We start from the raw sequence: 13,204 nt of genomic DNA, 5'->3' as shown, positions 1-13,204 counted from the left end.
TGGCTGCCGTGGAAGTTCGAACCAGCGGCAGACCGCTTGGCCGGTGATCGAGAAAGGGCACTCGTGACTCATCTGACACATGAGCAGTACTGCGATGCGGTCGAAGCCGCAGACGTGCGCCTGGTCGACCTGCTGGCGGCGGGTTCCCACATGCGGACACCGGTGCCCACGTGTCCCGGTTGGACGCTCGCCGACTTGACCAGGCATCACGGCACCACGCCCCGTTGGATGGAGCACCTGGTGCGTCATCGTGCGACCGAGCGTGCCTGGTTCCGGGACACACCGCTCGACCTGCCCCAGGACATGACGCCATACCCAGCCTGGCTGCACACGCCGCCGGCAGGGTCGAGGATTCCTTGAGACTCAGCCGTATTTCGCGTGGATCGCTGAACCCGTGAGCCGGCTGGATGGCGGCGGTGAGCCGCTGGCGTTGTCGGCCACCGACACCGATGACGCATGGCTGATCACGCTCGCGGACAACTGCGTCCGGGAAAGGGCTCGCGGGGATGGCCCTGCGGCGGTGGCCGTACGCGGGTCATACGGCGATCTGCCGGTGACCCACGGCCGGCTCTCATACGGCGACACCGCGCGCTTCAACATGGCTGGGGACGGCGAGTTGCTCACTACGTGGCTGGAGGCCACGGCGTGGTGAGATCAACGCCGGCACCGCGCCTGGCCATCAACCACTGCATCAGCCGGCACGACATCCGTAGGGAGACACCATCGTGAGTGAAGTACCGTCCGACGCCGAGCTGGCGAGCTCGCTCGAGGGTGGGTTCATCAGCAGGCACGCCGACGTCAACGGGACCCGCCTGCACTATGTGACGGGCGGGCGCGGCAGGCCCCTGATCCTGCTGGGCGGATGGCCGCAGACCTGGTGGGAGTTCCACAAGATCATGCCGCCGCTCGCCCAACAGCACCAGGTGATCGCCGTCGACCTGCGCGGCATGGGCGGCTCGGCCAAGCCCGCCTCCGGGTACGACAAGAAGACGATGGCCGCCGACATCGCCGCGCTCGTCCGCCACCTGGGCCACGAGCGGGCCGACATCGCCGGCCACGACATCGGCGGCATGGTCGCCTACGCCTTGGCCGCCAACCACCCCGCCCGCACCCGCCGCATCGCCCTGCTGGACATCGCGCACCCTGACGAGCGCTTCTTCAACCACTCCCTGCTTCCCCGTCCCGGCCGCCATCAGACAGACGGCGACATCCACGCCGGGCCGGGCCGCTTCCTGTGGTGGTTCGCCTTCAACCAGGTACCCGGCCTGCCGGAACGCCTGCTCGCCGGCCGGTCCCGCGAGCTCATCGACTGGATGTGCGACTACCTGATCGAAGATCCCGCCTCCATCAGCGACCGCGACCGCGACATCTACGCCCACGCCTACTCGACCCCGGACGCCATCCGGGCGGGAAACTCCTGGTACCGGGCCTTCGCGCAGGACATCGCCGACGAGAAGACCTACGGCAAGGTCACCGCCCCGATCCTGGGCCTGGGCGGCGGGGAGAACGGTCACCTGCTCCTCCAGGCGGTGCTGCCGGACAAGGGCACCGAGGTCGAGGTGGTGCTCGTGCCCGGCAGCGGCCACTACATCCCCGAGGAACAGCCCGAGATCGTCACCGCGCACCTGACGCGTTTCTTCGCCTGACGCCGGGCACCCGATCAGCCGCCTTGGCTCTGTGGGACAGCCAACCGGGCGAGCGGGTCGGCGGGTCGTTCACGCGGCGGCACTGGGCTCGAGGTCCTGGAAACCGGCGGTCGATTGCCCTACGAGACGGTCAAGCGAGTGCAGGCCAACGGGGCCGAACGACCCGAAGGTGCACGACAGCAACCTTCTTACGTCACGACAGCGAGGCCACGACGGCCGGCTCTCCCGCTGGGCCGGAGTGACGCGGCACCTGCATGGCGCCCTTCTCTATGCGTCGCAGACGTCCGCGGCTTTGGGCAGCGCGACTGCGGGGGTCCAGCAGGGACGTCCCTTTTGTCGATGACCGGGGAACCATCCCATGCACTTCACGTCCGCCTGAGCAGGGCGCTGATCGCCTCGGCGACAGCGTCGGGTTGAGTCTCCGGCAGGAAGTGCCCACCCGGCAGCATCAAGGTGCGGACGTCCGGCGCCCAGCGGTGCCATATCGCCGAGGGGTCGAATGGCAGCACCATGTCGCCCGGGTCCTGCCAGATCGCCAAGGTGGGGGCCTTGATGCGCCGACCGACCCGCCGATCCTCGCCGTCGTGGGCAGCGTCGACGAAGGCGCTGGCACGGTAGTCCTGACAGATGGCGTGGATCGTTTCCGGATTACGCGTCGCGGCCAGGTATGCCTCACGGACCTCGGCGTCGAACGTGCCGGCCGCGGCCCAGGAATCGAGGAAGTGGCCGAAGAACGCGTCGGGGTCGGCGCCGATCATCCGCTCGGGCAGGTCGTTGAGCTGCGCGAGGAAATACAGATGGAAGCCGAAGACCCCACCCACACCTGCCAGTGACTCCCACATGTCCACGGTGGGAATGACGTCGATCACGCCGAGGTGAGCGACGGCGTCGGGGTGATCCAACGCTGCCCGGAATGCGACCAGCGCTCCACGGTCATGGCCGACCAGGCTGAAACGCTCGTGGCCGAGCTGCCGCATCAGCGCCACCACGGTCGCCGCGGTCACACGCTTGGCATAGTGCTCGTGGCCGCCTTCTGGCTTGGCGCTGGCTCCGTAGCCGGGCAGGTCGGGGCATATGACGCGGAAGCGGTGTGCCAGCGCCGGAGCGACATCTCGCCAGGCCAAATGCGTCTGCGGGAATCCGTGAAGCAACAGCAGTGGAGGTCCCTCTCCTCCGGAAGCGACATGAAGGTCAAGGCCGTCCACCTTGATCAGGTGTTCATCGAAGCCTGGGATCGTTACCGACATTTCAGCCTTTCATCTGTCAATGCGGGCTCAACCGCATCGTGAACACTTCCGCCCCGGGCGCCGGGCAAGAGATGGCGCCAGGCATGCCAGGACGCCGCACGTGACAGTTCGCCTTCGCGCCCGGCCGGCCCGCGAGCCGATCGGGGATCCTTCCGCCGGCGTCTCCATACCCCCTCCGCCCCCGCAAGCTGTCACACCACGCGGCTCGATCGGGGCCCGCCCAGCCCCAAGGGATGATCTCCGCGGGAGTGATCTTGATGATCTCCCGTGAGAAGTACGGCACGGGGGCTCATGCTCGGTCAGGGCCAGCGCCGAGCCGCGGATCTCGATGCCGCGCACCACCCACGGATGCACCGAAGTCAGGTCATCGACGACGAACGACACAGCGCTACCGCGCTGGACATTCCTGAACTTCTTGGACGCCCCCAGCGCGTGCCCGCCAATGATGATCGTGCCCGAGTCGGCGTCCACAAAGAAGTTCACAGTGTTGTTCTGGACTTGACCGGTCGCGGAGACAGTGGCCAGGCGGCCGAGGCGCTGCCCGGTCAGGTAGTCGAGTTCCGCATTCGTGAAGACCATGCGACAACTATGCAACCTTGACGCTGACGTCAATCAAACCTGCCAGTGATCGTGAGAACCGGTGGCCCCGGTCGACCTGTTGGCAGCGCGGGATCGTTGGCTGTAGCGCCGCATGCGCGAAGAGCAGCTGCCGACTTGACCGCGCCACGTCGTTCGCCATGGGTCTGCCGACCGAAAGGGTCACGCTACGCGGACCAGGCTCGCGGGAAGCCCGGCGAGGGCCCGGATCAGCGCGACGAACAGGCTGTCGTCGAGCATGCACCGGGGTCTTGACGATCTTCGTGACATGGGCCGTTTCAGTCCCAGCACATATCGATGCGCCGGGCGAAGTTTTCGTATCCGGCACGCTCGAAGGCCCGGGCCATCGGCTCGTTCCCCAGGTCGGTGTCCGCCGTGATGCGTTCGGCGCCCTGGGCGGCCAGCAGGCGAGTTCCTTCATCGAGCAGGTCGTTGACGAAGCCCTGACCACGATGCCCTTCGGCAACCCCCAGGTAGGCGATCACGAAGCCGTTCGGGCTTTGCGCCGGGACGACCATCCCTACCGGTTCGCCGTTTTGGTGGACGCCGACCCGCCACCATTCGCTCGGGCTGGGATAGCTCAGCAGTTCGTCGTGGTACTGCACGTGGGCGTAGTCCTGGATGGAGGAGCGTGCGATGTCGGCCCGGCTGTAGGCGTCGAGCGTGCCTGGAAGGATGCCGCTCAGGAGTACGATCGCTTCCTCCTCGTTCCTGATCGGACGGAAGGCGAGTCGGCCTCGGGGTGCGGGCAGCGGTGTATCGGATGTCCATCGGTAGCGGAGCCTCTCGACGAACACCTTGCCGCCGGTGCGCCGCACCACCTCCATCCGGTCCCTGATCCGGCTGCCGGTCTTGGGGTCGTCCCTCCAGTCCGCCGGGACGGGTTGGAGAACGTACTCAGGTGGACGGGTGCCCGCCGGGAAGAGCTCGGCCAAGGCGGTGCGCAGGAGATGCTCGCCGATGTCGATCCGAAGCGGGTCGTCGCAAGTGTCTTCGATGTCGAGGGTTTCCATGACTTCCGGTCCAGTGCCGCTCCGAGACCACCAGCCGACCCGTGCCACCGGCCGACCGTTGCGCAGGGCCATCCACATCCAGTCGGCCTTGGAGTGTCCGTTGCGGAGATCGTCCGCAAGGCTGTCGTTGTAAGGGCCGGCCAGTGTGTTGAAGAGGTCGATCTCCTCTGGTCCGGTGATGGGGCGGAAGATCAGGCGAGAGGTCATGAAGTAAGACTCCACAGGCTTCGTCGGTGAACCGGACGCGTACTCGGAGCTGTGTAACCGGCTCAACGGAGTAGGTGTTCCGGTGAGCATGAGCCCGGTGAAGGCTGCGGGGGGGTGGCGGTAGAAGATCGATCGGATCGCTCCGGTTGATCACCGTGAGGGCGGCCGTCACGGTGATCGTGTTCCGAGCGACCTGAGTCACCTGGCGACTGGAGAGCTTTGCTGCCCTCACACGTTCGCAACCATCAGGCCGCGGTGGCATGAGAAGTGCACAAGGTGCGATTGGACGTCACCGGTAGGGCCTCGTGCGTGATCATCGGCAGGTTTGGAGGTGATGCATCGCTGGAACGTGTTCGGGCGAAGTAGGACGACTCGCCGTCAGATGGTGTACCCGCCGTCCACGGCCAGGGTGGCGCCGGTGACGTAACGGCCGCTGGGACCCGCCAGGTAGGCCACCGCGGCGGCGATGTCCGCGGCCTCGCCGTACCGGCCCAGGGCGGTGAGGGAGCGCTGGAAATCGGCAGTCTCGCCGTCGGCCGGGTTCATGTCGGTGTCGATCGGGCCAGGGTCCACGATGGTGGCGGTGATCCCGCGCGGCCCCAGCTCCCGGGCAAGTCCCTTGGTCAGCCCGGTGAGCGCGGATTTGGCCATCGCCTGCAGGACGAAGTTCGAACCGGGAACGCGGCCGTTGAAGCACGATCCGATGCTGATGATGCGCCCGCCCTCGCCCATGTGCCGGGCGGCGGCCTGTGCGGCCAGGAACACCGACCGGACGTCCACGGCAAGCACCCGATCCAGGTCCGCAGCGGACACCTCGGCCAGCGGGCCGTAGGAAAGGAAACCTGCGTTGTTCACCAAGATGTCGATGCGGCCCAGCTGTCGTACTGTCTGCTCCACCGCCTCGGCCGCGGCGTTCGGCTGGGCAAGGTCGGCCCGGACGACCGCAGCCCTGCCACCATCGGCCTCAACCTGCTGGGCGACCTCGCGCGCCTGGTCTGCTGCCTGGATGTAGGTCAACGCGATCGCCGCCCCCGCGTCGGCCAGCCGTTTTGCTATCGCCGCGCCGATCCCGCGGCTGCCGCCGGTCACCAGCGCCACTTTGCCGGTCAGGTCACTCATCGACGCCTCCATCGTGGGTATGTGTTCGTCGTGCCGGCATGGTAGAAGTTGACATCAGTGTCAGATTCAAGTCCTCGGGCGAGGTGCGGAATGCGGATCGGCGAGCTGGCCCGGCGCAGCGGGGTGAGCGAGCGTTCCCTGCGCTACTACGAGGTGCAAGGACTGCTCCGCGCCGAGCGCACCCCCGGTGGACACCGGGACTACGGTGAGTGGGCGGTCGACCGCGTCGTACGCATCCAGACGCTCTATGCCGCGGGCCTGAGCAGCAAGAAGATCGCACAGCTGCTGCCCTGCATGAGAGATGCCGACGGCCGCCCGAACGAGATCGCGACCCCGAGGCTGGTCCGCGAGCTCACCGCGCAACGCGACCGCATCGACCACATGATCACCGACCTGATCCGCTCCCGCGAGGTCCTGGACGAAGTGATCGATACAGCGTCGGAGGGCTCGACCGCCGGCCCGGCTCCACTCACGCGTCGACGGTGAGCGCCGGGCCGGCTCGACCTGAACCGGCTGGAGCACGACTTCGCCGCCGGCGCGCGGACGGCACTGGCCGTTGGTCGGGTGCCGGTCGCGGCGGATCTCCCGGCTGAGCCATGGAGCTCAAGGGTGACCGTCCCTGTCGCCTGACGGCGTTACGGCTCCATGCGTCGCCACCCCTCGTCGAGTCGAGCGGTGGTCTTGTCGTGATCAGCCCGAGGGGCATCGGCGCGACCACGGGCGCGGCGTCGGGTGGACGGCCGGGAGCGTACGGTGTCTCAGCCGGCTGTGCGCCGGCTGCTGGGGGCTCTGTTGCTCAACCCTCGCGGGCGGGCCACGATCGCAGAAGCCCGCTCATGACAGGCTTCACGGCCCGCAACCACCTGTACACACTGACCGCGCTCAAGGGCCCAAGGTGCTCGGCCCGATCACTGAGCCGGGTCGGCCTCGTCGGCTGATCCGGCCTGCCCGCCGCAGAACACCGCCCTGAGGAGGTTGTCCAGCGCCTTCGGGAATACCGCCAGGTCGGGTGCGGTGTCCCCGTAGGTGATCGAGGCGGTCAGGGTCGTTCTCCCGTCGAGCGTGCTGAGCATCGCCGTCGCGTAGCCCGCCGTGGCGCTCCCGTTGTGGTTGAGGACGGTGCCGCAGCCCGGACCCAGGTCCTGCACGTACACCCCGAGGCCGTAGCTGCCGAAGAGGCCGGCGCTGTCGGGGTGCGGCTTGCGCATCTCGGCCAGCAGTCGGGCCGGCAGGAGCTTGCCGGTGTTGAGCGCGGAGAAGAACGTGTGGAGATCCTTGGTGGTCGAGATCATGTCACCGGCGCCGGCCAGCATGGAGGGGTTCTGGCGGGTGACGTCGACCACCTTCCACTGGCCGGCGTCCTGGTAGCGGTAGTAGCCGTGGGCGTGCGGTCCGCGAAGGTCCGTGGTGCCCGGGATCACGGTGGCTCGCAGTTTGAGCGGCCCCAGGATCCGCCGCTTCATCTCCTCGGCGATCGAGTGGCCGGTGACCTTCTCGATCAGCAGCTGGGCCAGCGTGTAGTTGGTGTTGGAGTAGCTCCAGCTCGTCCCCGGTTCGAACCGCGCCGGCCTGGACAACGCGAACCGCACGAGCTCCTCCGGCTGATAGGTCTTGAACCGGTTGTCCACCCATTCCCTGCCCGCCGCGGGGATCCCCGGCTCGACCGACCCGTCCGGACGGAACTCGCCGGTGTAGGCGTACAACCCGCTGGTGTGCTGCAGCAACATCCGCACCGTGATCCGCCGGTCCAGCTCGAACGCGGGCAGGTAGTCGGCCACCGGGGCATCCAGTCCGATCTTGCCGCGGGCCACCAGTTGCAGTACCACGGTCGCGATGAAGGGCTTGGTGCTGCTGCCCAGCCGGAACCGGCCGTTCGTCGGCGGTTTCGCGCTCGCGCCCAGCTTGCGCCGCCCGACGCTGCCGACCCACTCGCCCCGCTCGTCGTTCACGCGCATCTGCACCCCGAGAAAGCCGGCATCGACGAACGCCTGGATGGCCTTCTGCAGCTCCGGGCGGTCATATCCGGCAGCGGCCTTCCCGTCCGTGGTGGCCAGAGCCGGTGTGGCCGCCGCGGCCAGCAGCGCGGCCGCCAGCGCCGCGACCGTCACTCGCCGGAACACTTGCGGCGTCCTGGCCCTGTCGTTCTCGGCGGTACGGAGGAGTTCTCTCATGACTGGCCCCTGTTCGCGATAGTACGTGTTTCGCTTGACTCGAAAGCTATGTTGCATTCGAAATTACGTCAATCGCAAAAAAGCGTTGTTCCAGGTAGTCCACCATAAACTGGAGCAATGACACTGCGCTCGAATGCAATACGACGTTGCAATGAGTGTCGACGAAGACAACACTGGAGGCATGCCAGGACGACGATTGACCCAGCAGGACCGCGAGCGCATCGCGTCCGGGCTCGCCGACAAACTCTCCTACGGCGAGATCGCCAGGCGGCTCGACAGACCGACCTCGACGATCACTCGGGAGATCGCACGCAACGGCGGCCCCACCGGCTACCGGCCCCAGCAAGCACACCAAGCCACGATCCAGCGGGCCCGGCGCGGCTCCCCTGCACCTCCACACGCGGCCACGCCGCCGGTCGCCACGCTGGAGCAGGAGATCATCGAGATGACGGTCAGCGGGGGGATGCCAAGGACAGCCGCGCGCGTGCACCACGACCTGATGCTGTCCGAGGACGGCAGGCGCACCGCGTCCGAGCTGGCCCGCAGGTTGAAGGTCAGCCCGTCGTCCGTTTCCGTGGCCGTGAATTTCCTCCTCCAGCAGGGATTCGTCCGTCGGGAGCGCGACCCACGGCGGCGTCGCGACATCTACGTGATCGACGACGACGCCTGGTACCAGGCGATCATGACCAGCGAGCGGCAGACACTCCAGACGGCGCGGGCCACCATGGCGGCGGCCGAAACCTACGGGCTCGACAGCTCCGTAGGGCGACGGCTGGCCAAGACGGCGGCGTACCTGGAACACGTCAGCCTGGACATCATGAAGTCAGCCGGTCGCTGGCGCGCCCTCCTGAAGTGACAGGCCCCAGCCGAACCACCTGGCGAGCCGGCTGACCAGTTCCTGCCCCCACCCCGACGCTCGTGACACCACGAGCGCGGCGTGTCGCGGACGCCGTCCGCGACCTGGAGAACCTCCCCGCGGCCGAATGGTTTCGCTTGATGTCACTGGAGTCCGGATGAGAGACACCACGAAGACATACCGCTTCTCGCCGTACTACACCTGTCACGATGACGGCGTCGATCTCTGTTTTTACAGCGTCCAGCGAACCAAGGGAACCACGCTGCGCGGCCTCTGCGCCGAGATGGCGCGGGGACTGATCCAGACGTGCGACTCGACCGGTACCTTCTCACGCACCCTCCTGTCGGACACTCTGCCGGGACTTCCGCCCGACCGCTGGGACAACTTCATCGAAGAGTTGGCGCGAAGAGGGATCCTCATCCCAGCCACAGCCGCTGATCAGGACGACGCCGAGGACGATGCGACGGTCATCCTGACCGGCACGCACGGCTCCGAGCAACTGCATACCGACCTGCACTCCGTGTTGAAGGGATTCGGCCTGGCCGTGCACCCGGCCGAGATCGACGACCTGACCACGATTGCCCTCGGCGGCAGGACGCTCGTGATCTTCGCCGACGACGGCTACGACGTCGCCGCGCAAGCCGATCGGCCTTTCGCAACCGTCGGGACGACAGGATCTGAACCTGCGACCCCTTGACCCCCAGAACATGGGTGTACGCGTTTCCGCACGTCAAACGCACTCTCACGGTGAGCGCACCGTTCGCCGACCTGAGGGTTGCGCAAGTGCGAGCATGGCGTGTGGTCCCCAGCGGGTCCCCAACCCCATCCGTTGGCGCCGTGGAGACACTGATATACAACCGCGCGATGCGAAGTTCTTGGTCTTGCGGGTGCCGAATATTCATCCGTGCAGGTCATGGAGGTGACGCACTCCGTCGCGTGCCGCGCACGGCATGATGGTCGATCATGTCCATTGCGCTTGGCCTACCTCACGGTCACGACCACCTTCTCCTTCCTGGGGCTGCTCCCCCGAACCGATCGTGACAAGGAAATCGAAATCCTGGTGTCGCGGCACCAGCTGATGGTGACGCAGCGGCAGGTGACCACGCCCGCGTTCACGCCGACCGATCGGTTCCTTCTCGCTGGGCTGCTTCACCGCCTGCCGACGAAGAGACTCCGGCATCTTGGGTTGCTGGTCCGCCCGGACACCGTCCTGCGCTGGCACCGCGGTCTGCTGCGGTGCCGTCGCGCCGCGGCCGGCGCGCCTCGCGGGCGTGGTGTGGGAGATCCGCAAAGCGCGCGACATTGATCCGTCTCCCGAGCGGACCGCCGCCGCCTGGGCCGCGTTCCTGCGCAGCCAAGCAGGCGCTCTGCTGGCGTGCGACTGCTTCGAAGTCCGCCCCCTGCCCGCCGGCCGCTTGAACGTTCTGACGGTCCCAGAACCTTCTGCACGCGCTGCGCGAGTTCGAAGCCTTCTACAACTTGGGCGCATCCTGAAGGAGCATCGGCATGCGGCTTCACCTGGCCGGATGATTGATCGGCACCCGCACGGTCAGGTGTCCGGCCAGGGGGTTCGCGGGCGGACGGAAGTCGGCGATGATCAGCCGGAGCCGAGCCCGGCATCCCGCGCCCGGACAACCGCCGCCGAACGGTCGGAGACGTGCAGCTTGGCGAAGATGTTGGACACGTGGTTGCGCACGGTCTTCTCGCTCAGCACGAGCCGCCGCGCGATCGCCTGGTTGTTCAGACCGACCGCGACCAGGTCGAGGATCTCCACCTCGCGGTCGGTCAGCTCGGGCAGCGGGCGCGGGCGTGCCGCGGTCGTGGCGAGCACCGACAGCAGGCGTTCGCCCGTAGAGGCGCCGAACACCACCTGCCCGGCCGCGACCGCCCGCACCGAGCGCACGATGTCCTCGCCGGTCGACTCCTTCAGCAGGTAGCCGCGGGCCCCGGCTCGGATCGCGGCGAGCACGCTCTCGTCGTCGGTGAGCATCGTCAGCGCCAGCACGACCGTCTCCGGCCGGTCGGCGAGGATGCGGGCGGTCGCCTCCACGCCGGTGATGCCCGGCAGGTGCAGGTCCATGAGCACCACCTCCGGCGCGACCCGTCCGGCGAGGTCGACGGCGGCCTCGCCGGTGCTCGCGACGCCCACGACGTCGATCTCCGGCGCGTCGCCGAGGAGCGCGACCAGGCCCTCGGCGAACACCGGGTGGTCCTCCACCACCATGACCTTGATCATCAGGCCGCCAGCGGGAGTCTGACGAGCAGGAGCGTGCCCGGTCCCGAGCCGGTGACCAGCTCGAACGTGCCGTTCAGCTCCTCGGACCTGCGCCGCATCGAGGCCAGGCCGAACCCGCGCCGGACGGGCGCGCCGACGCCCACGCCGTCGTCCTGCACGCGCAGCTCCAGGGTGTCGGTGGCGCGCAGCGTGACCGTGCAGCGGGAGGCCATGGCATGCCGTACGGCGTTCGTCAGCGCCTCGGCGGCGATCCGGTAAGCGGCGAGCTCGACCGGCGGCGGCAGCACGGGCAGGTCGGGCGGCACCTCCACGTCGACCGCGAGGTCGCCGGCGAAGCCCCTGCCGAGCTCGGCCAGCGCGCCGGCCAGGCCCAGGTCGTCCAGGGGCGGCGGCCGCAGGTCGTTGACGATCGTGCGGACGTCCTCGACGGTGGCGCGGATGCGCCTGGACAGCTCGTCCATCACCCCCTTGGCCTTGGCGGGGTCGGTGTCCACGAGGCGGCGGGCGCGGTCGGTCTGGAGCGCGAGCGCGGCCAGGTTGGGGCCGAGGCCGTCGTGCAGCTCGTACAGCAGGCGGTCGCGTTCCTCCTGGCGGGCGGCGAGCATACGGCCGTGCGAGCGCTCCAGGTCGGCGCCGAGGCGGTGGGCGTGCACGGCCACCGCGACGTGCGGGGCGAGCTCGCCCACCAGCTTGTGGTCCTTCGGGCGCAGCCGTTCGCCGAGCAGCAGCGCGCCGACCGGCTCGCCCCGGTGCAGCAGCGGCACGCTCTCGGCGACCTCGCCCGGACGGCCCCAGGAGGCGACGACCGCGCCGGACTCCTCGACCGCGACGTAGTGGACGCGCAACACCCTGCCGACCTCGGCGGCCATCTGGTCGAGCAACTCGCCCGGCACTCCGGCGCCGGACAGGCGGGTGCCGAGCATGCGCAGCGCGCGGGCCGGGTTGTCGCGGTCGCCGTACACCAGGCGGTTGGCGGCGGCGAGGACCCGGGCGTACAGGGGATGCACGACGAACGCCACGAGCACCGCCGACACGCCCGCGCCGACGATGCCACCGAGGGTGAACGCGACCAGCGCGTACATGATCAGCAGCCCGACGCTGAGCGCGCCGAAGGCGAGCGCTCGCGACAGCAGGAGGTCCAGGTCCCACAGGCGGTGGGCGACGATCGCGACCGAGACCGCCACCGGCAGTGGCACCGCCGCCAGCACGAGCGCGCCCGCTCCCCAAGACGCGACGAGCGCCACCCCCGCCAGCGCGACCGTGATCAGCGCGGCGGCCACCACCCACTGGAGCCGCCTGCGCACCTCCTCGCCCGACGACCGGTACCGGACGGCGAGCGAGGCCACCGCGGCGGCCACGGCCCCCGCCGTGCACGCGACGACCGGCCCGTCCAGCACGTCGGGCAGGCCGCGCAGACCGGCCAGCACGCCCGCGTACCCGTCGGGGAACAGGCCGGGCACGTTCTCGTACGGCACCGGCCGCAGCATCCAGTCGAGCGTGTTGGCCCCGATCGCGACGAGCGCCGCCACCAGCGCGGGCCGCCAGCGGCGCGAGGGCAGCCGCCCGTCCGGGAAGATCAGCAGGAAGACCGTCGGCACGACGAGGTAAGCCGGCATCCACAACCAGTTGGACGCCCACATCGCCCAGTCGTCACCCGGCAGCCGCCCGCCCCCGACGCCGCCCTCGACGCCCTGGTTGATGCCGAGCAGCCCGTACGTGCCGAGCGCCAGCCCCACCGCCTGGGCCGCCCCGGTGAACACCATCACCCAGCCCACCCGGCCCGCCGGTCCGACCGGCCGCTGCGACACCACGAAGAGCCCCGGCACGCCGAACGACAGAGCCGCCACACCGCGGAAGGCGTCGAAGCGCTCGACGATCCCCGTGACGCCGAGCGCCCGCAGCCGCGGCTCGACCGCCAGCGAGCCGACCACGAGGGCGACGAGCACCCCGCCGACCAGCGAGGCTCGCCGTACCGATCTGTCCTTCATGGAGTGAATCGTGCCACCCGGTTGTCCCGCCGTCACGGGACGAGAAGTCCCCTCCGGGTCGGGACATGAGGCTCATGACGCCCGGCGGCCGCCGCGCACATCCTTGAGGCCGTTCCCTACGACC

Annotated in this window: 14 protein-coding genes; 7 read left to right on the top strand and 7 right to left on the bottom strand. The window is 68.7% G+C overall.

Going from position 1 to position 13,204, the window contains the following annotated elements:
- Window positions 1-63 precede the first annotated feature (63 nt).
- From AB0C33_RS36100 to AB0C33_RS36090, 3 genes are all read left to right on the top strand, one after another.
- A complete protein-coding gene (locus tag AB0C33_RS36100; RefSeq protein ID WP_358295786.1) occupies window positions 64-360 on the top strand; it encodes a maleylpyruvate isomerase N-terminal domain-containing protein in 297 nt (98 codons plus the stop codon).
- Window positions 361-394: 34 nt separating this feature from the next.
- Window positions 395-652 (top strand): hypothetical protein, encoded by a 258-nt coding sequence (locus AB0C33_RS36095; RefSeq protein ID WP_358295783.1) that lies wholly within the window; start codon window positions 395-397, stop codon window positions 650-652.
- Between the two features lie 73 nt (window positions 653-725).
- Window positions 726-1,646 carry an alpha/beta hydrolase gene (locus AB0C33_RS36090; protein WP_358295780.1) on the top strand — a complete coding sequence of 307 codons (921 nt, stop codon included), beginning with the start codon at window positions 726-728 and terminating at the stop codon, window positions 1,644-1,646.
- Between the two features lie 365 nt (window positions 1,647-2,011).
- Here AB0C33_RS36090 and AB0C33_RS36085 read toward each other — a convergent pair whose 3' ends face one another.
- From AB0C33_RS36085 to AB0C33_RS36070, 4 genes are all read right to left on the bottom strand, one after another.
- The gene (locus AB0C33_RS36085) at window positions 2,012-2,893 is read right to left on the bottom strand and encodes an alpha/beta hydrolase (protein WP_358295777.1); all 882 of its coding nucleotides are present in this window, start codon (window positions 2,891-2,893) and stop codon (window positions 2,012-2,014) included.
- A 27-nt stretch (window positions 2,894-2,920) separates the two neighbouring features.
- Complete coding sequence (locus AB0C33_RS36080; RefSeq protein WP_358295774.1) at window positions 2,921-3,472, bottom strand: PPOX class F420-dependent oxidoreductase; 552 nt, start codon at window positions 3,470-3,472, stop codon at window positions 2,921-2,923.
- Window positions 3,473-3,768: 296 nt separating this feature from the next.
- A complete protein-coding gene (locus AB0C33_RS36075) occupies window positions 3,769-4,710 on the bottom strand; it encodes a GNAT family N-acetyltransferase (RefSeq protein WP_358295771.1) in 942 nt (313 codons plus the stop codon).
- A 378-nt stretch (window positions 4,711-5,088) separates the two neighbouring features.
- Entirely contained in the window at window positions 5,089-5,829 is a 741-nt protein-coding gene (locus tag AB0C33_RS36070; protein ID WP_358295768.1) for an SDR family oxidoreductase, read from the bottom strand.
- A 90-nt stretch (window positions 5,830-5,919) separates the two neighbouring features.
- On the opposite strand from AB0C33_RS36070, the gene AB0C33_RS36065 reads away from it, so the two are divergent.
- A complete protein-coding gene (locus tag AB0C33_RS36065; RefSeq protein WP_358295765.1) occupies window positions 5,920-6,315 on the top strand; it encodes a MerR family transcriptional regulator in 396 nt (131 codons plus the stop codon).
- Between the two features lie 422 nt (window positions 6,316-6,737).
- On the opposite strand, the gene AB0C33_RS36060 is transcribed toward AB0C33_RS36065, so the two are convergent.
- Window positions 6,738-8,000 (bottom strand): serine hydrolase domain-containing protein, encoded by a 1,263-nt coding sequence (locus tag AB0C33_RS36060; protein ID WP_358295763.1) that lies wholly within the window; start codon window positions 7,998-8,000, stop codon window positions 6,738-6,740.
- A 151-nt stretch (window positions 8,001-8,151) separates the two neighbouring features.
- Between AB0C33_RS36060 and AB0C33_RS36055 the strand changes: the two genes are divergently transcribed.
- The 3 genes from AB0C33_RS36055 (at window position 8,152) to AB0C33_RS36045 (ending at window position 10,162) form a co-directional block, all read left to right on the top strand.
- Window positions 8,152-8,856, top strand: coding sequence for a helix-turn-helix domain-containing protein (locus tag AB0C33_RS36055; RefSeq protein ID WP_358295760.1), 705 nt, complete (start codon window positions 8,152-8,154; stop codon window positions 8,854-8,856).
- Window positions 8,857-9,013: 157 nt separating this feature from the next.
- The gene (locus tag AB0C33_RS36050; protein ID WP_358295757.1) at window positions 9,014-9,553 is read left to right on the top strand and encodes a hypothetical protein; all 540 of its coding nucleotides are present in this window, start codon (window positions 9,014-9,016) and stop codon (window positions 9,551-9,553) included.
- 207 nt (window positions 9,554-9,760) lie between these two features.
- Complete coding sequence (locus AB0C33_RS36045) at window positions 9,761-10,162, top strand: hypothetical protein (protein WP_358295754.1); 402 nt, start codon at window positions 9,761-9,763, stop codon at window positions 10,160-10,162.
- Window positions 10,163-10,453: 291 nt separating this feature from the next.
- Here AB0C33_RS36045 and AB0C33_RS36040 read toward each other — a convergent pair whose 3' ends face one another.
- Window positions 10,454-11,092: a response regulator transcription factor gene (locus tag AB0C33_RS36040; protein ID WP_358295751.1), complete on the bottom strand. Its 639-nt coding sequence runs from the start codon at window positions 11,090-11,092 to the stop codon at window positions 10,454-10,456.
- The gene (locus AB0C33_RS36035; RefSeq protein ID WP_358295748.1) at window positions 11,092-13,080 is read right to left on the bottom strand and encodes a sensor histidine kinase; all 1,989 of its coding nucleotides are present in this window, start codon (window positions 13,078-13,080) and stop codon (window positions 11,092-11,094) included. Before AB0C33_RS36035 ends, AB0C33_RS36040 begins: the two co-directional genes overlap by 1 nt.
- Window positions 13,081-13,204: the final 124 nt, after the last annotated feature.

The sequence above is a fragment of the Nonomuraea sp. NPDC048881 genome (assembly GCF_040649795.1).
Lineage (GTDB): Bacteria > Actinomycetota > Actinomycetes > Streptosporangiales > Streptosporangiaceae > Nonomuraea.
Note: the sequence above shows the minus strand (reverse complement) of the source record. Positions and strands in the feature narration are given on the sequence as shown.

Bases quoted from the DNA above. Each gene is read 5' to 3' on its own strand.
- AB0C33_RS36085 (WP_358295777.1), bottom strand. From the start codon at position 2,893: ATGTCGGTAACGATCCCAGGCTTCGATGAACACCTGATCAAGGTGGAC.
- AB0C33_RS36080 (WP_358295774.1), bottom strand. From the start codon at position 3,472: ATGGTCTTCACGAATGCGGAACTCGACTACCTGACCGGGCAGCGCCTC.
- AB0C33_RS36075 (WP_358295771.1), bottom strand. From the start codon at position 4,710: ATGACCTCTCGCCTGATCTTCCGCCCCATCACCGGACCAGAGGAGATC.
- AB0C33_RS36070 (WP_358295768.1), bottom strand. From the start codon at position 5,829: ATGAGTGACCTGACCGGCAAAGTGGCGCTGGTGACCGGCGGCAGCCGC.
- AB0C33_RS36065 (WP_358295765.1), top strand. From the start codon at position 5,920: ATGCGGATCGGCGAGCTGGCCCGGCGCAGCGGGGTGAGCGAGCGTTCC.
- AB0C33_RS36060 (WP_358295763.1), bottom strand. From the start codon at position 8,000: ATGAGAGAACTCCTCCGTACCGCCGAGAACGACAGGGCCAGGACGCCG.
- AB0C33_RS36055 (WP_358295760.1), top strand. From the start codon at position 8,152: ATGAGTGTCGACGAAGACAACACTGGAGGCATGCCAGGACGACGATTG.
- AB0C33_RS36050 (WP_358295757.1), top strand. From the start codon at position 9,014: ATGAGAGACACCACGAAGACATACCGCTTCTCGCCGTACTACACCTGT.
- AB0C33_RS36040 (WP_358295751.1), bottom strand. From the start codon at position 11,092: ATGATCAAGGTCATGGTGGTGGAGGACCACCCGGTGTTCGCCGAGGGC.
- AB0C33_RS36035 (WP_358295748.1), bottom strand. From the start codon at position 13,080: ATGAAGGACAGATCGGTACGGCGAGCCTCGCTGGTCGGCGGGGTGCTC.